The sequence below is a fragment of the Companilactobacillus futsaii JCM 17355 genome (assembly GCF_001435505.1).
Taxonomy (GTDB): domain Bacteria; phylum Bacillota; class Bacilli; order Lactobacillales; family Lactobacillaceae; genus Companilactobacillus; species Companilactobacillus futsaii.
Genome location: NZ_AZDO01000139.1, coordinates 97,243 through 119,151, shown reverse-complemented (window position 1 = coordinate 119,151; position 21,909 = coordinate 97,243). Strand labels below are relative to the sequence as shown.

Below are 21,909 nucleotides of genomic sequence, written 5' to 3'. Positions count from 1 at the left end.
TTATTGATTCTGAATATAATTATAAAGCATATTTTTTAATTTAAGCTTAATTTAAGCTATTTTGGATAATCTTGTCCTTGTCATAACGAAAGGAATTTGAGCAGATGAAAAATAAATCACAATTAAAATCGATTTTATGTTCGATACTAGTTTATTCAATCATTTGTTTCTTTATAAATATTGTTTTCTAAGATGGGAGAAGATAAATGATGGAATCAAAAAATTTACGACGTGAGACAAGGCGTCAAAATAATTTTTTCGATAAATTAAGAAATATTAAGTATGATTATTGGCTGATTGCCATTTTGATCTTAGCGGCATTTCTGTATGCCTGGAATATTTGGGAGGCAGAAGAGGCTAATAATTTCTATACTGCGGCAATCGTTAGTATGACCAAGAGTTTCAAAAACTTCTGGTATGCCAGTTTTGATCCTGCTGGTTTTATTACTGTTGATAAGCCACCAGTAGCTCTATGGTTTATGACAATCAGCGCAAAAATTTTTGGTGTTCACGGCTGGAGTGTTGTTTTACCATCAATTTTATTTGGAATTGGGTCCGTTTACTTGATTTACAACCTAGTTTCGAAACGTTTTGGTAAAATTCCAGCACGAATTGCGGCATTAATTATGACCTTAACGCCAATCGTTGTAGCAGATTCTAGAACTAATAATATGGATGCAACTTTAGTTTTCTTCCTATTATTGTCAGTCTGGTTCGTTCAAAAGGCAGTTTTGAAGCAACAGCAGCGCTTTTTGTGGATTGGCTTTGCATTAGTTGGCTTTTCGTTCAACATCAAAATGTTACAAGCTTTCATGATCTTACCAGCACTTTATCTTTACTATTGGTTAAGTGCTCAAGTTAACTGGAAAAAGAAAATAATGCATTTGTCGATTGCAACAGTCTTTTTAGCAGTTTTCACTTTGATTTGGCCATTGTCAGTTGATATGACTAATTCATCTAATCGACCTTATGAAGGTGGGTCCGAAACAAACTCTGCTTTGGAACTAGCCTTTGGATATAATGGAACGCAACGTTTGTTAGGACAAACAACCGGTACAGGTGGAGCGTTCCCAGGTATGGGTAATAAGTCTTCTAAGAATTCTAAATCAATGACACCACCGTCAGGTTCTAAGAAGTCTAATAGTAAGAAATCAAATAATGCTCCAATGCCACCTAGTGGGACTAAGAAATCTAGTTCAAAAGGTAATCCACCTGCAAAGCCTAGTTCTAAAAAGGGCAATGCTCCAAGTATCCCTTCGGGTAATAAGAAACAAGGAACAATGACTGGTGGTGGAGGCGGTGCCTTCAATATTGGTACTGCTGGACCATTCAGATTATTACAAAAAGAATTAGGACCACAAATTAGTTGGTTAATGTTATTAGCAGTTTTTGGTGTCATTTCTAGTTACGCCTATTTCAGAAATTCCAAGATGAAGAAATGGTATGCTTTGACGCCACAAAGAAAAGAACTTTGGCTTTGGTTAGGCTGGCTAGTTCCTGTCGGAGGATTTTTCTCAGTAGCTAGTTTCTTCCATCCATACTATACGATCATGTTGGCTCCAGCGATGGCTGCTTTAGCCGGGATCGGAATCTATACAATGATCAAGCAATGGAGAGAAAAATCACTCTGGTCTATGCTTTTGCCGATTTCAATTCTAGCAACAAGTATTTTACAAGCTTGGTATTTGAATGACTACTATCCAACTTTAAGCTGGATCTTATTGATTGCTGGGATTATCATTTCAATTCCATTATTCGTTTTACCTTGGATTGCAATCAAGTTGAAGAATAAACGAGTTTGGCCAATTACAGCTTTAATAATTGTTATGTTAGCTCCAACTTGGTGGTCATTGACACCAACCTTAGCTGGTTCTAGTGACGGAATTCCAAGTGCTGGGCCATCATTGCTTTCTTCAGTAGGCGGTGGTGGCGGCATGGGTAATTCTCAAGTCGATACAACACTTTTGAAGTATTTGCAAAAACATCAAGGCAACGCTGAGTACTTATTTGCTACTGATGACTCAAGTACAGCTGCTCCATACATTATTAAAACTGGTGAAGCAGTCATGGCTATGGGTGGTTTTAACGGAACTGATAAAGCTATTACCTTGAAACAATTTAAGAAATTAGTCAAAGAAGGCAAGGTCAAATATTACTATTCTGGTGGCAAGACTGGCGGTTCCAATAATCAAATTGTAAATTGGATCAAGAAACATGCCAAAAAGGTCACTTTAAGTAGTAGTAATACCCAAACTAATAATTCTAGTTCGGTGACAGTTGCTTCAAAGACTAAATCTAATGGTCAAATGCCAAGTGGTTCAACAAATCCACCATCAAAACCTAGTTCTTCAAGTAACACTGGCAATGCCCCAAGCGGTAATGCTCCTAGTGGAGGACCAAATGGCAATTCGCAAAAGCCAACAGGTAAGAAGAAGTTGACTAAGAAACAATTAAAGAAAATGAAGAAATCAATGAAGAAATCAATGAAGAATGGTCAACCTGGTCAAGGTGGACCCGGACAATCAGGAACGCTTTATGATTTATCAAGTATTTATAAATAATCAATGAAAGGAATGTTCTCATGAAAAATGAATTGATCTCAATCGTTTTACCAGTCTTCAATGAAGAAGCTGGTATTCAGGCTACGATTGATACGTTATTAAATTATATTGAACAGCAAGAAGAAAAATATGAACTGATTTTTGTTGATGATGGTTCAAAAGATAAATCGGTGGAAATCATCAAACGGGCTTTAGCTCAAAATGACCACATCAAACTAGTTGAATTCTCACGTAATTTTGGACACCAATTGGCTATTACGGCCGGTTTGGAATACACCAAAGGGGATGCAGTCGTAGTTATGGATGCCGATTTGCAAGATCCACCTGAAGTGATTCCACAGATGATAAAAAAATGGCGCGAAGGTTATCAGATAGTTTATGGTAAAAGAATGCAAAGAGATGGTGAAACGATTTTTAAAAAATTCACTGCCAAAATGTTTTACCGAACTTTCCAAAAATTAGCAACGATCAACATGCCTTTGGATACAGGTGATTTTCGTTTAATGGGTCGACGAGCTGTCCAACAGTTACTAAAACTACATGAAAAAGATCCTTTTGTTCGTGGACAAGTGACATGGATTGGTTTCAAACAAACGAGTGTTTTGTATCATCGTCAAGAACGAATTGCCGGTGAAACGAAATATCCTTTGTCAAAAATGATTAAATTAGCAGTTGATGGGATTACATCGTTTTCCATGAAACCATTGCACTTCGTTAATTTATTTTCAATTGTGCCCTTGGCCAGTGGAGTGTTCTCATTGGGATATCTAATTGCGACAAGTAATTATAGCTTTGCATCAATTGGTATAACAGTGTTATTATTCACCTTGGGGCTATTGATGCTATCAATTGGTATACTCGGTAGTTATCTAGGTAGAGTTTTGGATCAAGTAAATAATCGACCTCGTTATATTGTTAGTAAGACCGAAGGATTTGAAGAAAGAAATAAAGGAATTCATCATTTTTCGGCTCGACAAATTAATAATTAAATAAAAATAGAAATAGTCTTTTATACCTTAAAAGCTTTCATACTTTTTAATTCCCAATTTATTTGTTAAAGTAATGTTAAATTTGATAGTTATTAAGTTGTTTGATGGACAACGATTCTTATCAAATTGAACATGAACTATCCCATTCATAAAAAAGAAGCTAACGAACACCCAGTCGTTAGCTTCTTTTTTTATATATTAATATACGTCACCGTTATAAATAGAATTTTTAACAATTACATAATCAACCTTGCGTAAGGAACTCAAATCTTTTCCACCAGCATAGGAAATTGATTATTGTAAGTCTTGTTTCATTTCAGTTAAGGTATCCATAATCTCACCTTTGTAAGGTACTAGCATTCTTTTACCTTCAACGTTTTTGTATTCACCTTTTTGGTATTGAGATGCAGAACTGAAGTAAGCTTTGTATTTTTGACCATCTTTTTCAATGATTTTACCAGGTGATTCTTTGTGACCGGCGAGTAGGGAACCAATCATAACCATATCAGCACCGAAACGAACTGATTTGGCAATGTCACCATCGTTTCTAACGCCACCGTCAGCGATGATAGGTTTACTTGCAGCCTTGGCACAAAGTCTCAAAGCAGCTAATTGCCAACCACCAGTACCAAAGCCAGTTTTTAATTTAGTGATGCAGACTTTACCAGGTCCAATACCAACTTTGGTAGCATCGGCACCAGCATTTTCCAATTCTCGAACAGCTTCTGGAGTACCAACGTTACCAGCGATAAGAAAAGTTTCAGGTAATTTGTTTTTGATGTATTTGATCATATCGATCACACGATCACTGTGTCCATGAGCAACATCAATCGTAATGTAATCAGGTTTTAAGTGTTCAGCAATTACTTGATCGATGAATGTATATTCATCTTTTTTGATACCAACACTGATAGAAGTAAATAAATCCTTTTGATTCATCGTTTTGATAAAGTCTATTCTAGTTTCAGGTTCAAAACGATGCATAACATAGAAATAACCATTTGCAGCCAATTTTTCAGCTAGTTTTTCATCAATGATCGTTTGCATATTAGCAGGGACTACCGGAATTTTAAATGTTTTTGGGCCAAATTTAATAGTGGTATCGCATTCAGAACGGCTGTCGACGATACATTTATTCGGAATTAGTTGAATATCTTCATAATCAAAAACTTGCATTTATTATCCACTCCATTAATAACGAACAATTATTATTTTTATATTTCATTTCGTTCGTATCTATAATTTAACTGGAAAATCGAAAGAAGTCAATCGAATTCTGTTAATAAAGTTATTTATTGTGATAGAATTTTCGTATATGATTATTTTGTTATTTAATATTGGAATTTATTGAAAATTTAAATGAAAATATTTGACACTAATAAACGTAATTGGTAATATCATCATATTGTTAATGAAATGCTATGATGATGGCGTTTATTAGCGACCTTCAAAAAATCGGTATATACAATAGGAGTGGTTAAAAGTGCAACAGTATACTGCGGAAGACATTACAAAAATGGTAAAAGATGAAAACGTTGAATTTATTTGTTTAATGTTTACAGATATCAACGGAATCATCAAGAACGTTGAAGTTCCAGTATCACAATTGGATAAAGTTTTGGCAAACAAGATTACTTTCGATGGTTCATCAATCGATGGTTTTACTCGTATTGAAGAAAGTGACATGCTTTTGCATCCCGATTTGTCAACTTGGTTGATTTTCCCATGGGGAGAAGAACATGGAAAAGTAGCTCGTTTGATTTGTGATATTTACAAGACTGATGGAACACCTTTTGAAGGGGATCCACGGGTTAATTTGAAACGTATCATCAAGAAGATGCACGATATGGGTTATACTCATTTCAATATTGGACCAGAACCAGAATTCTTCTTATTCAATACAGATGAACATAGTAATCCGACTTTACATCTAAATGATGATGGTAGTTATTTTGATTTCTCACCAGTTGATTTAGGTGTGAATGTTCGTAAAGATATTGTTTTAGGATTAGAAAAGATGGGCTTTGAAGTTGAAGCTAGTCACCACGAAGTTGCACCGGGCCAACAAGAAATCGACTTCAAGTATCAAGATGCCATTTCTGCTGCCGACAGCATTGAAACTTTCAAATTGGTAGTTAAAACGATTGCTAAAGAACATGGTTTGTACGCAACCTTCATGCCAAAACCTGTTCAAGGTATTAATGGTTCAGGTATGCATATCAATATGTCACTATTTAATGGTGATGATAATATTTTTGACGATGCTAATGATATGCTTTCACCAACCGCTAAGAAATTTATGAGTGGTTTATTGAAACACGCACGGGCACTGACAGCTATTAATAATCCAACTGTTAACTCATACAAACGTTTAGTTCCCGGCTATGAAGCACCAACTTACATCGCCTGGTCAAGTAAAAATCGTTCACCATTGATTCGAGTACCAGCCGCCAAAGGTAAATCAAAACGTATCGAAATGAGAAGTGTGGATCCTACAACTAATCCATACTTGGCTATTGCTGCTATACTTGATGCTGGTTTGGATGGAATTGCTAGTGACTATGAATTGATGCCAGAAGTTAAAGATAATATTTATGAAATGTCTGAAGAAAAACGTCGTGAAGAAAATATTGTTGACTTGCCATCAACTTTGCACAACTCCTTAAAAGCACTTCGCAAAGACGAATACGTTCAACAATCACTCGGTAAGGGACTAACTAATAGTTTCTTCGCCGCCAAGAATGCTGAATGGGCAAGATATCAACAAACTGTTTCTCAATGGGAAAGAGATACTTACATGTCACAATATTAAAAAAATGAAGCTTGATCTTTTGGTCAAGCTTTTTTGCTGCGGTCATTTGAAAATGGTTTCAAAAGCTTATTAATGCAACGTTTAACTAAATATTTTTATCTGGGCTTATCACTGGTATTTACCAAAATTTAATGTTAAGATTTGGCGTAATCAAAATTCTGATTACTGCTTTCCCCCCAGAGAGCATAAAGACCTCAACCATTAATTTGGCTGAGGTCTTTTTTAGTTTCTAGTAATACTTAAAACAGCGGTTGTTTTCAAAGAATTTTTATTATCCTTACCAATCGTGATCCAATCAGCTGCACTGATCAAACCTTCAAGTTTATTTTCCTCATCTTGCTCGGAAACTTTCCCGTCTTCAAAATTTCCTTTAAAAATGCAATCCAAATAATAATGATCATCGTTACTTGCCATTAATGATGATTGATATTTCCATGCGATAATGTAAGTATCTTCGGTAATTTCGATACTAGTGCCTTCTACCAAATTTATCTTTATAGCCATGATACCGCCTCCCTTAACTTTTATTATAGCAAAAGAAAAGCCTTACAAAGCAGGCTGTAATAATTAATGAAGAACTTTCAAAAATACTGTTAAGTAAGAACAAAAATAAGTGATTAAAAACAAAAAGAACTTTGAGTGATTGATCACTCAAAGTTCTTTAATTTTAACGAGTTATGATAATTAAAAAAATCGCAAAAAAGATAACATCCAGAATGGCCGACCATTCGTACCATTTATCTGGTTTCTTAAACTCTACTGTGTCATGCCCTCTTCTATGAGGGTACCACGACGGATATTCTTTTTTGGACATATTCTTCATTTTGCATCTTCTCCTTATTATCTGACTTCATTATATCGAGAATGTTTAAATTATGCCACCAAAAATCAAAAATTCAAGCTTTATTAAAAAGAAAGGGCTTGCATTTTAATAAATAAAGAATATAATTTCATTTATTATCCGTTGAGCAATATAAGAATAAATGATGGAGGTAGACAAATGAAATATCGTGTAATGTTAAATATTAAATCTCAATTGTTTACTGTTGAAGATAAAGATAAACATGTTTCTGCAGACGGTAAAACAATTGAAGAAGCTGTAAGTAAGCTTAAGACCGTTTAAAAATGGGGACGATTCATAAATTAATCAAAAAAAGTTAGGTCATCTATTTTTACTATAATAGGTGACCTAACTTTTTATATTGAAATTGATTGTGTTTTATAAAAACTTTTGCTATTTTTTAATTCAAACTTGAAGTTGAATCGCTCTCAAAAATATCGGACAATGAAGAAATTAAATTAAGACCGATCTGGAGGAGTTTTTATGAATCAAGATTTAAAAATTCAAACGGCCTTCGTAGAATTATTAGAACGTAAACCAATTGAAGAAATTACTATTTTTGAGATAGCTGATAAGTGTCAAATTGCTCACAAGACTATTTTTGAAAAATACAGCGATAAATACCAAATTTTACAAGCAATTGAAGATGATATTTTTGTTCAAATTGGTACTACTAAAAAGGATGTTTATCATGTTGATACACATGAATTTGCTGGAGATGATAGGATTTTGCAAATTCTTAATTCGGTGTATGAAAATAAAAAAGTGATAACTCTTTTGTTAGGTGAAGGTGGTGATCCTCGTTTTCATGAACGTTTTATTACTTATTTGGTACAAAAAGGTTTTAGAGTGATTGAAAATTCTGGTAAATTTAATGATTTAGATCAACGGCAAAAAGAGTTGTTATTACAATACGTTTTGTCTGCATTGGTAGGACTGGTTACTTATTGGGTCAAGCATCCAGAAATGACGGTGCAAGAGTTACACACTTTTTTTGAAAAACTTTTTTTTAATGGAATCACTAGTTTAACGGCAAAATAAAAAGCTATCAGCCAAAATGGCCAACAGCTCAAACGTTGATTATAAGCGAACTACGAGAAAGATACCCTCAATGGTCAAAATGCCTTAATAGCAATAGGTACAAGGGCTACAGCCTGTTAAAATATATCCGTGACACACCCGTGACACACTTTAAAAATTCACAAACTTTGCGAGGTTGTTAACAGTATTCATTTGTGTTTTATTAGATATGTGCCAATAAACTTTCATGATTTGGGATGTATCGGAGTGTCCAAGTTGAAGTTGAACAGCTTTGATACTTGAACCAGATTCAAGCATGAGGGAACATGCTGTATGTCTGATTCCGTGAATGTTAATACGTTTTAACTTTTCGTCATGATTTTTATTGTATGTATTTATTATGACCTGTAACCATTTATTGATTTTAGTTAAGCTCAATAGTTCGTTGTGTGTGTTAGGGAACAATAATTGATCGTTTGAGCTATCAATATTATAACCAAGGACAAACATTTCTTTTCTCAATTCTTTAAGCCACTTTTTTAAAACTGAACAAGTTTGACTATCAAGACCGATAGTTCTAACAGATGTTTTAGTTTTAGGTGTGGAAATAATTGGCTTATTATCTATTCTACGACTTACAGTTTTATTGATGGTCAATGTCTCGTTATCAAAATCAATATCGTTGATCTGCAATGCTAAGAGTTCACCTTTTCTCATTCCGGAAAAAAATAAAAGTCTGAACATTGCTATGGCTTTTTGATTATGGTCGGAATAAGTTTTATATAGTTGGTCAAAGAACATAGCTGTTTCTTCCTTAGTCCAAAAATTAGCTGGTTTATTAACCACTTGTTGTTTTTTCTTTGGCATTACAATTAAGCTCATAGGGTTATCATAGATAATCTTTAATCTAATGGCTTCTTTAAATACAAGATTCGCATAGTATTTAACCATTTTGAATGATGATAGTTCATTAGACCACTTATTAACCACTTCCTGACACATAGGAGTGGTTATTTTTTTTATCTTGAAACTTCCTAGTGAAGGCAAGATGTGGTGCTTAAAAAGCCCCTCAACACGATTTAACGTACTCTCTTTGACTGTATTTTTATAGGACTCAAGAAAATATTCATATACTCTTTTATAAGTAAGATCAGAGTCGTTAGAATATCCATGGTTATCAATTTCAGATAATTTTGCATTTAGAAATTTTTGACATTCCGCTTTAGTTTTAAAGCCGCGTTTTGTAGTTCTTTTTACTTTATTTGTTAATGGATCAATGCTACTAGGATAAATACATCTCCACATTGATTTGCCATTTTTTAATGTATATTTTGTTATTGTTGCCATATTATTACTCCTCATTTCAAGCGTGGGAGCGCAAATTATGAGAGTAAACAGGCATCACCTCCTAAAATTGATTGTGTTTAATATGTTTTATATTCAGCATCTTTACTTCCAAGCATCCATTTACCGTCAATATTTGGATTATTTGATGGTTTCGAAGATAGTAATAACACGTGATTAACTTTTCCTTCTTTAACCATTTTTTTAAATCTACTTCCAATAATTCTAGCATCGTGTCCTGAAAGTTTAGTAGGCATGGACCAATGGTAGATTTGACCACCATTTAGATTAAAGATTGATTTTTCTTCTCTCTTTCCAAGATTTTCGGCATCTTGAACTATTAAATTTAATCTTTCTTCTAATTTTTCATTTGTTAAATTAGGAATCACGTTTTTAATCTCCTTAAATTTTTGAAAAATAAATAAGCCTACTTGAGACTTAGATTTATTTTTGTGATTAATTACTGAATTTGACCCTTCCAAGTCAAGTCATTAAATTTAACTGTTACTTCATTACCTGAATGTTTTAGTCCAACACCAATTCTTAAATCAGCGTTTTGTCCCTCTGAAAGAGTATCAGGTACACCATTGTCTCTGTTAGATGATTGAGTACCAATTGTTCCGTTGAAATCTGCAACAGACAGTTCTGATCCATCAAAATCATCCAGTGGAATGTCTCCCTTAACAGAACTAACAGTATAATTAACAATTACATATTGTTGCATACCTGAATAATTATGAGATATATCGGTAACAGATACATCATCTGGATCAACCTTTTGTACTGAATTAACAGTAATTGAAGCAACCATATCACTATTGCCAACCATATCGCCTTTACCAAAATCCATTGGTTTAGAGCTTGAGGATTCAGATTTAGTAGATACTTTTTTATCCGCATAAGGATGAATAGTAAACTTTTTAGAAATCTTTTGATTATTAAAATATGAGATTATTTTAAATTTACCTGAATTATAAAGAGTCATATCTACAGAACCAGTTTCAGCTACTTTAGGTCCATAAACGGCACCATCAGAAATTCTAATGATTTTATATTTATTACCCTTATTAGTACTAAATTTAAATTTTGCCTTTCCATCGGCCTGTTGAGTGATGTTTTTAGTATCAATACTTAAAGTCGCCTGTTCCTTAGGTATCATTAGGTAGATAATGGCAATGATAAACACGCCAAGCACAGCCCAGAACCACCATTTTTTATATAGTGGCTTTTTTACCTTTTCTTTATCCATAATATAATTTCCTCCATAAATATATATTTAATGAGTTCAGTATATCAGAGGTTAGTAGTATAGCGAATGGCCTTACCTAAAATTCTTACGGGATTATCTGAAGTGATAATAATTGGACTGTAATCTTTATTATCAGGCATTAGCATAATCATATTGCCTTGGTGTTTTACTCTTTTCAAAGTTGCCTCAGTGTCACTATTAACTAGGACTGCAGCTATTTCATCGTCCTCAACTTCTGGTTGCTCTCTAATTAAGACATTGGAGCCATTAGGGATGGTAGGCTCCATTGAATGACCTTTAGCAACTAGATAGAATACGGTACCACTTGGGAGCGAGTCCTCAGGCTCCTCCAAATATCCTTCTATATTTTCTTCTGCAGTTATTGGATCTCCACATGCTATTTCACCTAATATAGGAACTTGAATATTTTTGCTGCTTTTTTCTTCTACTAAATTTCTTGGGAGGGTAGCAACGCTATCAGTAATAACAGGGTTGATAAGTCTTACTGGATTTACATTAAAATAATCAGCAATGATATGAACCATTTCCATTTGAATGTCATTTTTTCCATTTTCCCATCTGGAAATCATACTCTTACTAATTTTTTTATCGTATTTTTTATTTAATTCATCAGCTAACTTATCCTGGCTGAAATTCCTTGATTTTCTAAGTTTCTTAAGTCTTTCACCAAACATTGTTATGTTCCTCCTATAGGAACATTATAGCATCGTTATTCCTAAAAAGGAATAAAAAGTGTTGACATAAATAATATTCTTGCCTATACTGTAGTTGTTCCTTGATAGGAACGGAACGATAACAGAAAGGAAAATGATTATGGATAGACGTCCGGCATATAGTGGGTTAAAGGGATGGATGGTAGCTAATAAGGTTTCTCAAGGTAAAGTGGCTAAAATCCTTGGTACAACAGCAAATGTGGTTAATAAAAAGTTGAATGGAACAGGCTCAGACTTTAGATTATCAGAAGCAAGAGAGTTACATAATGAATTAGGAACTCCAATGGCTTATTTTTTTGAAATCAGTGTTCCTTTAAAGGAACAAAAAGAAAAAGTAGGTGAGTAAATGATGAATCAATTAATACCAACAAGTACAGATGAACAAGGAAACATTTTAGTAAGTGGAAGAGATTTACATGAATTTTTAGAAGTAGGAAAAGACTTTTCGACATGGTTTAAAGACATGACTAATTATGGTTTTGAAGAGGGTAAGGACTTTACCCCAATTTCGGGGAAAAGTAATGGAGGTCGTCCCAGAACTGAATATGCAATGACATTGGATATGGCGAAGGAAATTTCTATGATTCAACGAAACGATAAAGGTAAACAAGCACGCCAATATTTCATTGAAGTTGAAAAGGAATACAAGCAAAATCAAATCGATGTTAATGAACTAAGCCCAGAACTAAAAATGTTCAATCAAATTTTCAAAACGGTGGCAGCTAATGAATTAGAAAATAAGAAACTTAATCATAAAGTTGATAATATCGCTGAAATTGTTTCATTGAACACAACTGACTGGCGTAAAACTTCTCAATCAATTATTAGAAAGATTGCTTTAGCTCAAGGTGGTTACGGAGCTTACAAAGAAGTTGCTAGTGATGCTTACGCTGAAACTGATAGACGTGCCGGAGCTAATTTGAAGATTCGACTTACAAATTTGAAGAAAAATCGACTGGCAAATGGGATGTCAAGAAGCAAAGTAGATAAGACTAATAAGCTGGATGTAATTGATGGTGATAAACGCTTAAAGGAAATCTACATGGCTGTAGTTAAAGATTTTGCTATTAAATACAAAGTTTGGCAGGACGAATACTAATGACTAATATTATTTATCCACCCTTAGTGGAAGATGCTTACAAGTTTACAAGAAAACAAGGATTTAATTTAAGTAAAGCAGAGTTATATAAAAAACTTATTGAAGCTAATTTTATTGATAAACAGGGTAATGCAACCCAATGGGCTATTGATCAAGGGTTTGTTGAAGGAGGTCTAACCAATGGATGAAATTCAAACGAAACCATTAGAACTGAATAAACAGCAGTTTGAAGAATTGCAAAAATCAGTAACCAAAGCTGTGTCGCGTCGGTGGTTAAGAACTAAGGACCTACCTAATTACTTATCAATGGCTGATAGCACAATTAGAGAGAACCTACCAGATTTACCGTTTCACATAGTTGGTGGAACGAAATTATATGATCCACAGGAAATAGACGATTTTATTAGAAATAAATAAAAAAACAAAGCGTGGGAGCATAAATTTTATGAGAAGTATTCCAGTACCAATGATTATATGGTTACCAATCTTAGTCTGGTTCGCGACTTACCAGCTTACTAAGGCTGGTGGATTAAAAAAGTGGCTAAAAAAATATACAGACTTTTATATGTGAGGAGGGATGTTATGAGTGCATTAAAAAAAGCCATCACAGGAATACATGAGTGGCTTAGAAATTTCGATTTTGACTGGGAAGTAGTAGGAATGATTTTACAAGGAATATCAGTACTTTGCTGGATCTATATTGTTTTCGTGCTTTTATAGTTTAAATAAATTAATTATATCAGAGGAGGTAACCATATGAAAAATAAATTAAGCAAAGTGTTACCAAGCATAATATCGGGAATAATATGGTTGATTTTAGGGTATGTACTAGCCAAATTTACCAAGTAGGTAACCAATAACACCAGTCACCGTTCCGGTTATTATTGGATAAAGAATTTTATCTTTCCAGTTGCTGTTCTTTTTTTCCAGAGATTTAGAAAGTTCGTTTTGACCCGTTACAGTCAATTTATAAGCATCTGGTACAAGGGCATCGTATTTTTTACTCCAAATTAAATGAGGATCAATTAATTTATCTTTATACATCAAGTCTTGAAGTATTTGATTGTCGAAATAGTAATCAGTATCAGTGCTGATTGTTCCATTCTTGACTTGTTTGAGTAATTCGATCTGTTCTTTAGAAAGCTCCATTATTATCACTTCCTTTCTCAAGGAAGATTATATCAAAGAAGGAGAAATTTAAATGGACAACTTAGAAATTAAAACTGACACCGATTATGATCCAAATGGCGATTGTGAAGCCTATGACGTAATGATTGACGATAAATTAACGGAGGATAAACGAAATGAGAGGACCAAAAATGAAAAGTATTTTCGAAACAATTGATTCAGAAACTGGAGTGCCAGGAGTTTACTTGGACAAAATGAGCAATGGCTTTGTAGCAGCATTTCCGAAAGTAATAAAAGGCCAGAGAAAAATGAAGTGTCAAACCTTTGAGGAAAGCTTACGAGTTAGAAATTCAGCTTATAAAGTCTACAGAAGCATGGAGCCTCAAAGTGCAAAAGTGATTCTGTCAAACATCAGCAAATCTGAATTATTAAAAATGACTAAACCAAGTGAAGTTCAAAGTGTAATTGACAAATATATGTCAAGAAATCAGAGGAAATCAACTACTTTGAAAGCTCAGAATAAACCGGCTAGCAATCGTGTTTTATTAATTCCACGTGAGTTTGAAGCTTTGGGAAAGAAAGTCATTGAGTATAAAAATCGTAACACTGAGCTGTCTTACATTTTTAAATTCATAGCTGACAGGTATGATCGCAATTCACCGCTTAACAAAATGTATTACGAAAGTATGCGAAACAACGGTAAGTCAAGACGAGAAATGGACAAGCTCATAGTTAAGATTTTTTATTCAAGCCAAATTGAGTTTGAAGAGCCAAAATTTCGATTAAAGTTTTCTGACAATCAATATCTAAAGACTAAAGATGGAAACTTTGAAATTGTTAACAAGGAAAAGGCTCAACAATTCTCAGAAAATCAGTTAATCATTCTTAACAAAACATTTTCAATCGACAAGTTCATAAAAGAAGAAGTTTAGGAGGATATCACAATGGAAGAATTAAGCAAACTACTTGATGAACACAAACGTATCAGCAGAACGATTGAATATGATGGCTGTTTGATGAGTGAGCAGCGACAGCTTCATGCTAATGCTGAAACTGATGATGACAGAGAAGCTTATTTCAATAGCATTCTCAGACTTCAAGAAGAATCAGACAGAAACGAGAGAAAATGTGATTTGATTGAACAATCAATCATTAAATTATTTGAGGAGGCAATCAATGGCAATTAATAAAGACGTGGTAGCGATTGAGAATGCCTTAGATGAGTTCGTTCGAATCGGTGAAGAAATTGGACGTAAGTCCGAACAGATTGAAACGTACGAAGCTAAGAAGTATGTGGAAAGTATGCAAGGGATTGATAATCAATCATTAACCTATCACATTGAGCGTTTAAAGCATTATCGAGATGATTTGATGATTGATAAGGCTAGAGCTGAAACAGTAGTTAGAGAAGCTTTTGAGCACTACTACGCTTGAGAGGAGGTGAGAGAGTGACAATCAGTGAGCAGTTAAACAGATTGATTGAGCTGGCTATGAAGTATAGAAGTAAGCAATTGTGGTTTAGATTTATTTCATCCGAGCACAATCGCAACAAATATATTTCAGCAGCTAACGATTTGGAGAAACAAAAAAAGTCCATCCTGACGGCAATCAGAACGGACAATCAATATATTAATTAACAATTTAAGTATACCACGAGAGGGGAATGAGTTTAATGGCAACTTTATATGATCTAACAGGCAAGTATCTACAGTTAGCTGAGCTTGCAGAAGAAACAGACCCACAACTATTCAGCGACACGATGGACAGTATCACAGATGCAATCGAAGACAAAGCAGTCGGATATGCAAAAGTCGATAAAGAGTTAGCAAAAGATGAGAAAGCTCTTAAAGAAGAGGCTAAACGCCTAACTGATAGAGCTGCATCGATTGCTAGAAACAGAAAGAATTTAAAAGGCAATCTGCAAGAAGCAATGGAATCAACCGGACAATCAAAAATTAAAACTCCTGAGTTTACCATCTACATCCAAAATAATACACCAGCATTAAGAATCTTTGATGAGGGTGAGATTCCGGCATATTTGGGAAAGACTACTACAGTGCCAGATAAGTCAAGAATCAAACAAATGCTAAAGGAAGGAAAAGATGTTCCAGGTGCAGAGTTAATTCAAGGTTCATCTTTACGGTATAGATAGATGACATTACATTCAATGAAAGATGTTTCTAAAACGGATAAATTTCGAGTCGCAATTTACGGCAAACCTGGAACAGGTAAGACATCAACAGCTAAATATTTAACAGGTAAATCGATCATTGTCCCGTTTGATAATTCTGAAAAAGTCCTGGGTGGTTTAGATAATATCGAAGCAGAAACGTTTGATAAATCGATTCCTACTAAGGAACTAGCGAGACTAGTGACAGAACTACCTAAGGAATTAACGGGATTCAATAACTTGATTTTAGATAATGTATCAGCCTTGGAAAAAGCTTGGTTCATTGAACAAGGTCGAAACTCAAAAAGCGGTATTAGAAACGAATTACAAGATTATTCGGGATGGACAAATTTCTTCATTCGTGTGATTGATTCATTTTATAAGCTACCTATTAATATCCTAGTAACCGCTTGGGAAACTCAAAATGATTTCACTTCCATGACTGGGCAAACATTCGACCAATATAGTCCACAGCTTAGAGATTCAGTTAGAGATACATTCATGGGATTAACCGATGTAGTTGGTCGTGTGATGGTCAATCCTGATACTGGCAAGCGTGGAGTAATCCTAGAAGGTAACGATGGGATTTATGCCAAGAATCGATTAGATGATAGAAAAGCTTGTGCTATTGAAGACTTGTTTAAGTGGGGAACTAAGCCCACAGATGCCGAATGACATTCATTCTTAGAAACTATCAAAACAAGCTGATCAACGATTTAAAGAATTCCTTAGTTCACGGTAATCACAATGTAGTGGTTCAATCCCCAGCTGGTTCAGGTAAGACGGTAACGATGGCAGCCATTGCCAAAGGTGCAACTGATAAGCAAAACAACGTTCTATTCATCGTTCACAGGCGTGAAATTGTTGAACAAGTTAAAAGTACGTTCAAGGCGTATGGAGTGAATATGAAACTCTGCTATGTGGGTATGGTCCAAACGGTAACGAGAAGACTGGAAAAATTAGACAAACCGCAGTTGATTCTTGTTGACGAATGCCACCATGCACTAGCTAAATCATATACTCGAATATTTGATTATTTTAAGCAAGCTAACGTTGTGGGATTCACAGCTACACCTATTAGATTATCCGGACAAGGGCTATCAAAAGTATTTGATGATCTAATACTAGGTCCACAGATTGATTGGTTAATTGATAATAATTTCTTGGCACCTTATGAATATTACTCGGTCAAGCTGATTGATGATAAGAAATTGAAGAAAAATTCAACTGGCGATTTTAGTTCCAAATCTATGGATAGTGCATCCAAGAACATCATCTATGGGGATGTCATTAAAACATATAAGCGAGTCGCTAGTAATACTAAAACTATCATCTATACACACAACGTTGAATCAAGTATCAAGGTCGCAAAGGAATTTAATAATGCCGGTTTTAAAGCACTACAAGTCGATGGTAAGACACCAAAAGATAAACGCAAGCAAGTCATGGATGATTTTAGAAATGGCAAAGTAACAATCCTGGTCAATGCTGAGCTGTACGGTGAAGGTGTGGACGTTCCAGATTGTCAAACAGTAATAATGCTACGTCCTACCGAGTCACTATCGTTATTCATTCAGCAATCAATGCGTTGCATGAGATATCGTCCAAATAAAACGGCAACGATTATTGATCATGTTGCTAACTACACAAGATTTGGATTACCCGACACTCCCAGAAGTTGGAGTTTAGAGGGGCGTCCAAAGAAAAAAAGCGAGAGCGGTGGGACAGCTATTAGAACATGTCCACATTGCTTTGCAGTGATTCCAGCCGCATACAGCACATGTCCAATATGTGGGTACGTGATTGGTGTGGAGAACAAAGAAATGAAAGTCGATAAGAACGTTAAAGTCGAGAAAATTGGTAAAGATTTTCATTTCAAAACAGACTACGAACAAGTTAGATATAGCCAAATGAAACCTCAAGATGCTACTAGTTATCGAGATTTGCAAAAGATTGGTAAAGCCCGTGGCTACAAACCTGGGTGGGCATTCTTTCAAGCAAAGAACAGAGGCTTCGTACATCAATAAATTTTAAGGAGACAAATTAAATGTCATTTATTACAACAGACTATTCAGAAAACAAGGAACAAGATTTCAAACCATTACCAACAGATAATTATGAAATGATTATTCAATCAGCCCAGGAACGAGCAACTAAGAACGGTGCTGAATCACTTCAATTAAAACTGGTTGTTAGAAATGACCTAGATGGAGTTAGTGATAATCAAAAGAAGTATCACAATCGTGTTGTATTCATGGATAACTGGAAACGCAAGGCTACTAATCAATACGATATGCAAGGATTCCAATACATCCTAGATGCTTGCAAGATTCCAGAAGGTACTGATATTCCAAACGTTCAAGCATTCATGGCAACCATTGAAGGAAAGCCAGTCAGTGTCTATGTCAAAGAAGAAGATAACGAATATAACGGAAAGACGACTAAGGTCAATCAAGTAGCGCCTTGGAACATTCAGACTACTAAATTCCCAGATGTACAACATAAGTTTAAAGATTCAAAGACAAGCGGTAGTGATCCATACGCTAATAACAAACCGATTGACATTTCTGATGAAGATTTGCCATTTTAATCTAAGAAAAGAGGAGAGCTGATGTCTTATGAACAAATTCCACAAGAATTGCGTAACCTAGCCCAGTGGGGGCTATTCAAACTCAAGTGGGTACCAGAACGAAAGAAAAATACTAAGATTCCATTTAGCGCTATTAATGGAGAAAATGCGAAGTCTAACGATCCTAATACCTGGACTACTTTCGATAATGCGTTAGAAGAATTGAAATTAAACAGTAAGGATTTCGATGGATTATCTTTCTTCTTTGCAAACGGATATGCCGGTATCGATATTGACCATGTGGAAGATGACATCATGCGTTATCGCTCAGGAGACTATGAAGATAACATTGTATCGGAATTCATGAATGCGACACGTTCATATACCGAAGTCAGTCAATCCGGAACAGGTATTCATATCATATTTAAAGGCGAGATTCCTGGTAATCGAAGACGTAAGAACAATATTGAGATGTATGATGAGGGGCGTTTTTTCGCCCTCACAGGCAAGAATTTGGGCAGTAATAAAACTATCAACAAAGCTGATATAAGCGTGTTATATGACAAGTATTTAGCTGATAAGAAGGTTGTACCTATTCGGAATGCTTCCACAAGTTTAGAGCCTAATAATCTATCTGAATTCGAGATTATCAAGCAAGCCATAGAAAGTAAGAGCGGTGAGAATTTTAAAGCCCTTATGTATGGTGGTTGGGAGAAAATCTACGGTTCACACTCTGAAGCTGATTTAGCACTAGCTAATTACTTAGCCTTTTGGACTGGCAAAGACTTCGGAAAGATGGATGCAATATTTAGACAGTCAACACTGTATCGACATAAGTGGGACGAGAAACGAGGAAAGACTACTTATGGTGTTGCTACCCTAAATAAAGCAATCAATGACACGAACAATGTATTTACTAATCCGGAACACAGAACGGTCAAGCATTACAACCTAGAGTTTATGAAGGACCCTAAGGAAGTTAAAGAACTTCCTAAACGTTCCTGGGATGATACCGGTGAAGCAGATAGAATGATTGATCAGTTTGGCAACTTAATTAAGTACTCTTACATTAATAATTGCTGGTACATATTTAATGGCAGCTACTGGGAAGTTGACCAATCAGGCAAAATACATCAATTAATTGATGCTATGACGGAAAGCATTGGAAAAGAAAAAATTGAAATCCCAGCTAATGCAGAGGAAAAAGAAGAAGCTGCTATCAAAAAAGCTTTCGATAAATTCGTTAAGCATTCTCGAAGTAATTCAGCTAAGCGTGCTGTTACTGATGAGGTTAAACACAGAGTACCAGTAGCACCAAACGAGTTCGATATCGATAAGACACTATTAAATGTTTCAAATGGCTACATCGATTTAGCAAGTGGAGAGTTGCATGACCACGATATTACTAAATTATTTAGCAAAGAGGCTAACGTTGAATATTCAGATAAAGCCGGTTGCGATGAGTGGATAAAATTCTTAGATCAGATATTTGACCACAATCAAGAGTTGATTGATTACGTTCAAACAGCTGTCGGATATTCAATGACTGGTTCAATCAAAGAACAAATCATGTTTATCCTCTATGGAAACGGTCGAAACGGTAAGTCAGTATTTCTTGAAACGATTAGCAATATTCTTGGAACTTATGCCAAGACTATCCAAGCAAGTTCAATCATGGTTAAGCAAAACTCTGGTGGTCCGAATTCGGACATTGCCAGACTGGCGGGAGCTAGACTGGTAACCAGTTCTGAACCTAACGAAGGTTTAAGAATGGATGAAGGATTAGTAAAGCAATTGACTGGTGGAGATAAAGTTGTAGCACGTCAATTATACGGTAAGGAAATCGAGTTCGAACCTGAATTTAAACTCTGGCTGGCAACTAACCACAAGCCTATAATTCGTGGAACTGATGATGGTATTTGGAGACGTATTAGATTAATCCCATTTTTAGTTCAGATTCCAGATGATAAAGTCGATAAAGACTTGAAGTACAAACTTGCTCGTGAATCAATTGGAATCCTTAATTGGGCTGTTGATGGTGCATTAAAGTGGCAACAACATGGCCTCCACACTCCTCGAGTGATAGAGAGTGCGAGTGAAGGATATCGTGAGGAAATGGATGTATTAAGTCAATTTGTTTCAGAGGCCTGTGATACAGGTACCGAATACACGATAAATGCTAGTCAGTTATACAAACTTTATAAATCATGGGCGGAAGACAACGTTCAATATCAAATGAGTAATACGAAGTTTGGTAGAGAAATGACTAATCGATTTAAGAAAGTTCATACCCGTGCAGGAGCAATCTATAAAGGATTAAAAGTTAAAAGTGACGCCAGATTGAACTGGATGGATCAAAAATAAATATGTGACGTGTTTGTGACAAGTATGTTTCACAGACTATCGGTTGGTACTGTAGGTGTTTCACACTTATATTATATATGTGATGGGTTATTCTTCTTTAAGTAATAATAAAATAATATATATATATAAGTATACGTAATATACGTATATATAAGCATAGAATAAAAAGTTTTGAAGTTACCCGTCACATATAAAAAAATATAGGCTGAACCCTTACAGCCGTAAAGCTCGTGGACGTTCATGCACCCGTCACATAACACGTCACATTTGGAGGTAATTGTATAAACAAACGAGAAGAACACGAAATTCAATCACAAATCATGATTGATGTAAGCAAACACGATTGCCACATATTTAGAACTAACACAGGCACCGTGGAGATGAAACGGGGAGGATATTTCAGAGCTGGACCACCGTCTGGCTTTCCCGATCTTACTGGTTTTAAAGATAGCAATGGAAAGATTTTCTTTATAGAAGTAAAAAAACGAACTGGTCGTGCTCGTGAAGATCAAATTCAATTTCATTATATGCTATCGAATCACAATATCATTCACGGTATAGCACGAAGCCCAGAAGACGCATTAAAAATAATTGATGAGGAGTTGGTGGGTTATGGATTTTGAGAAACGACGGATAGATCCAGAAAAAGGTAAAAAGTATGACGACATGGTTGAAGAACTTAGCTATGTAGTTGACAGAATAGCGTATGTCTATAATTGCAACTGCGGAGAAGGTTGTCTTGAAGCTGCAGCTATCATAGTAGCGTCACAACATAGTAGAGAAGACTTGAGCCATTCATGCGAAATAATCGGAGACGAATCGAAAACAAAAATCCCTGGTCAAAAGATGAAAGAGTATCGATTGAGTCACGGTTTGACTCAAGAACAATTAGCTAAGCAATTGGGAATTTCACGTCCTTATATGAGTGAAATTGAATCTAATAAAAGAAGTATGAGCGTAAAAACTATTAAAAAATTTACTGATAAATTAGGTATTACCTTGAGTGATTTCTTTAGTTAACATCAGATA

General features: G+C 35.1%; 28 protein-coding genes and 1 pseudogene. 22 read left to right on the top strand and 7 right to left on the bottom strand.

Going from position 1 to position 21,909, the window contains the following annotated elements; genetic code table 11:
- Positions 1 to 209 precede the first annotated feature (209 nt).
- Complete coding sequence (locus tag FC88_RS11180) at positions 210 to 2,561, top strand: glycosyltransferase family 39 protein (protein ID WP_057815732.1); 2,352 nt, start codon at positions 210 to 212, stop codon at positions 2,559 to 2,561.
- 20 nt (positions 2,562 to 2,581) lie between these two features.
- The gene (locus tag FC88_RS11175) at positions 2,582 to 3,550 is read left to right on the top strand and encodes a glycosyltransferase family 2 protein (protein ID WP_057815663.1); all 969 of its coding nucleotides are present in this window, start codon (positions 2,582 to 2,584) and stop codon (positions 3,548 to 3,550) included.
- 198 nt (positions 3,551 to 3,748) lie between these two features.
- Here FC88_RS11175 and FC88_RS11170 read toward each other — a convergent pair.
- Positions 3,749 to 4,726, bottom strand: a pseudogene (locus FC88_RS11170) (GMP reductase).
- A 307-nt stretch (positions 4,727 to 5,033) separates the two neighbouring features.
- Here FC88_RS11170 and glnA point away from each other — a divergent pair.
- Entirely contained in the window at positions 5,034 to 6,362 is a 1,329-nt protein-coding gene (gene glnA / locus FC88_RS11165; protein ID WP_149029821.1) for a type I glutamate--ammonia ligase, read from the top strand.
- A gap of 222 nt (positions 6,363 to 6,584) precedes the next feature.
- Here the strand turns inward: glnA and FC88_RS11160 are convergent, their stop codons facing one another.
- Positions 6,585 to 6,866 carry a hypothetical protein gene (locus FC88_RS11160; protein ID WP_057815661.1) on the bottom strand — a complete coding sequence of 94 codons (282 nt, stop codon included), beginning with the start codon at positions 6,864 to 6,866 and terminating at the stop codon, positions 6,585 to 6,587.
- Positions 6,867 to 7,362: 496 nt separating this feature from the next.
- On the opposite strand from FC88_RS11160, the gene FC88_RS13275 reads away from it, so the two are divergent.
- Both FC88_RS13275 and FC88_RS11155 read left to right on the top strand, forming a co-directional pair.
- Positions 7,363 to 7,485 carry a hypothetical protein gene (locus tag FC88_RS13275; RefSeq protein WP_267490146.1) on the top strand — a complete coding sequence of 41 codons (123 nt, stop codon included), beginning with the start codon at positions 7,363 to 7,365 and terminating at the stop codon, positions 7,483 to 7,485.
- A gap of 201 nt (positions 7,486 to 7,686) precedes the next feature.
- Entirely contained in the window at positions 7,687 to 8,244 is a 558-nt protein-coding gene (locus tag FC88_RS11155; RefSeq protein WP_057815659.1) for a TetR/AcrR family transcriptional regulator, read from the top strand.
- Between the two features lie 150 nt (positions 8,245 to 8,394).
- On the opposite strand, the gene FC88_RS11150 is transcribed toward FC88_RS11155, so the two are convergent.
- From FC88_RS11150 to FC88_RS11135, 4 genes are all read right to left on the bottom strand, one after another.
- Positions 8,395 to 9,570 carry a site-specific integrase gene (locus FC88_RS11150; protein WP_057815657.1) on the bottom strand — a complete coding sequence of 392 codons (1,176 nt, stop codon included), beginning with the start codon at positions 9,568 to 9,570 and terminating at the stop codon, positions 8,395 to 8,397.
- A 77-nt stretch (positions 9,571 to 9,647) separates the two neighbouring features.
- Positions 9,648 to 9,956: a hypothetical protein gene (locus FC88_RS11145; protein WP_057815655.1), complete on the bottom strand. Its 309-nt coding sequence runs from the start codon at positions 9,954 to 9,956 to the stop codon at positions 9,648 to 9,650.
- Between the two features lie 71 nt (positions 9,957 to 10,027).
- Complete coding sequence (locus FC88_RS11140) at positions 10,028 to 10,816, bottom strand: hypothetical protein (protein WP_057815653.1); 789 nt, start codon at positions 10,814 to 10,816, stop codon at positions 10,028 to 10,030.
- A gap of 44 nt (positions 10,817 to 10,860) precedes the next feature.
- Positions 10,861 to 11,511: a helix-turn-helix domain-containing protein gene (locus tag FC88_RS11135; RefSeq protein ID WP_057815651.1), complete on the bottom strand. Its 651-nt coding sequence runs from the start codon at positions 11,509 to 11,511 to the stop codon at positions 10,861 to 10,863.
- Positions 11,512 to 11,689: 178 nt separating this feature from the next.
- On the opposite strand from FC88_RS11135, the gene FC88_RS11130 reads away from it, so the two are divergent.
- From FC88_RS11130 to FC88_RS12960, 5 genes are all read left to right on the top strand, one after another.
- Positions 11,690 to 11,896, top strand: a complete 207-nt coding sequence (locus tag FC88_RS11130) for an XRE family transcriptional regulator (RefSeq protein ID WP_235526931.1) — start codon at positions 11,690 to 11,692, stop codon at positions 11,894 to 11,896.
- A 3-nt stretch (positions 11,897 to 11,899) separates the two neighbouring features.
- Complete coding sequence (locus FC88_RS11125; protein ID WP_057815729.1) at positions 11,900 to 12,649, top strand: antA/AntB antirepressor family protein; 750 nt, start codon at positions 11,900 to 11,902, stop codon at positions 12,647 to 12,649.
- Positions 12,649 to 12,837 carry a hypothetical protein gene (locus FC88_RS11120; RefSeq protein WP_057815647.1) on the top strand — a complete coding sequence of 63 codons (189 nt, stop codon included), beginning with the start codon at positions 12,649 to 12,651 and terminating at the stop codon, positions 12,835 to 12,837. Before FC88_RS11125 ends, FC88_RS11120 begins: the two co-directional genes overlap by 1 nt.
- A complete protein-coding gene (locus FC88_RS11115; RefSeq protein WP_057815646.1) occupies positions 12,830 to 13,066 on the top strand; it encodes a hypothetical protein in 237 nt (78 codons plus the stop codon). Before FC88_RS11120 ends, FC88_RS11115 begins: the two co-directional genes overlap by 8 nt.
- A 165-nt stretch (positions 13,067 to 13,231) precedes the next feature.
- A complete protein-coding gene (locus tag FC88_RS12960; RefSeq protein WP_157060470.1) occupies positions 13,232 to 13,369 on the top strand; it encodes a hypothetical protein in 138 nt (45 codons plus the stop codon).
- Between the two features lie 108 nt (positions 13,370 to 13,477).
- Here the strand turns inward: FC88_RS12960 and FC88_RS11110 are convergent, their stop codons facing one another.
- Positions 13,478 to 13,798, bottom strand: coding sequence for a hypothetical protein (locus tag FC88_RS11110; RefSeq protein WP_057815644.1), 321 nt, complete (start codon positions 13,796 to 13,798; stop codon positions 13,478 to 13,480).
- Positions 13,799 to 13,850: 52 nt separating this feature from the next.
- On the opposite strand from FC88_RS11110, the gene FC88_RS12955 reads away from it, so the two are divergent.
- From FC88_RS12955 to FC88_RS11055, 12 genes are all read left to right on the top strand, one after another.
- Positions 13,851 to 13,994, top strand: a complete 144-nt coding sequence (locus FC88_RS12955) for a hypothetical protein (RefSeq protein ID WP_157060469.1) — start codon at positions 13,851 to 13,853, stop codon at positions 13,992 to 13,994.
- Positions 13,969 to 14,709, top strand: coding sequence for a hypothetical protein (locus tag FC88_RS11105; RefSeq protein ID WP_057815642.1), 741 nt, complete (start codon positions 13,969 to 13,971; stop codon positions 14,707 to 14,709). Before FC88_RS12955 ends, FC88_RS11105 begins: the two co-directional genes overlap by 26 nt.
- A gap of 12 nt (positions 14,710 to 14,721) precedes the next feature.
- Entirely contained in the window at positions 14,722 to 14,964 is a 243-nt protein-coding gene (locus tag FC88_RS11100) for a hypothetical protein (RefSeq protein ID WP_057815640.1), read from the top strand.
- Entirely contained in the window at positions 14,954 to 15,211 is a 258-nt protein-coding gene (locus tag FC88_RS11095) for a hypothetical protein (RefSeq protein WP_057815638.1), read from the top strand. The genes FC88_RS11100 and FC88_RS11095 overlap by 11 nt, the downstream gene beginning before the upstream one ends.
- 14 nt (positions 15,212 to 15,225) lie before the next feature.
- Positions 15,226 to 15,414 (top strand): hypothetical protein, encoded by a 189-nt coding sequence (locus FC88_RS11090; RefSeq protein ID WP_010019246.1) that lies wholly within the window; start codon positions 15,226 to 15,228, stop codon positions 15,412 to 15,414.
- A gap of 35 nt (positions 15,415 to 15,449) precedes the next feature.
- A complete protein-coding gene (locus tag FC88_RS11085) occupies positions 15,450 to 15,929 on the top strand; it encodes a siphovirus Gp157 family protein (protein ID WP_057815636.1) in 480 nt (159 codons plus the stop codon).
- Entirely contained in the window at positions 15,930 to 16,622 is a 693-nt protein-coding gene (locus tag FC88_RS11080) for an AAA family ATPase (RefSeq protein WP_057815634.1), read from the top strand.
- Positions 16,619 to 17,974, top strand: coding sequence for a DEAD/DEAH box helicase (locus FC88_RS11075; protein ID WP_057815633.1), 1,356 nt, complete (start codon positions 16,619 to 16,621; stop codon positions 17,972 to 17,974). The genes FC88_RS11080 and FC88_RS11075 overlap by 4 nt, the downstream gene beginning before the upstream one ends.
- A gap of 20 nt (positions 17,975 to 17,994) precedes the next feature.
- Positions 17,995 to 18,537, top strand: coding sequence for a DUF669 domain-containing protein (locus FC88_RS11070; RefSeq protein ID WP_057815631.1), 543 nt, complete (start codon positions 17,995 to 17,997; stop codon positions 18,535 to 18,537).
- A 21-nt stretch (positions 18,538 to 18,558) separates the two neighbouring features.
- The gene (locus FC88_RS11065; protein ID WP_057815630.1) at positions 18,559 to 20,880 is read left to right on the top strand and encodes a phage/plasmid primase, P4 family; all 2,322 of its coding nucleotides are present in this window, start codon (positions 18,559 to 18,561) and stop codon (positions 20,878 to 20,880) included.
- A gap of 320 nt (positions 20,881 to 21,200) precedes the next feature.
- Complete coding sequence (locus FC88_RS11060; RefSeq protein WP_057815628.1) at positions 21,201 to 21,503, top strand: VRR-NUC domain-containing protein; 303 nt, start codon at positions 21,201 to 21,203, stop codon at positions 21,501 to 21,503.
- Positions 21,475 to 21,900: a helix-turn-helix domain-containing protein gene (locus tag FC88_RS11055; protein WP_083484642.1), complete on the top strand. Its 426-nt coding sequence runs from the start codon at positions 21,475 to 21,477 to the stop codon at positions 21,898 to 21,900. The genes FC88_RS11060 and FC88_RS11055 overlap by 29 nt, the downstream gene beginning before the upstream one ends.
- The last annotated feature ends 9 nt before the right edge of the window (positions 21,901 to 21,909 follow it).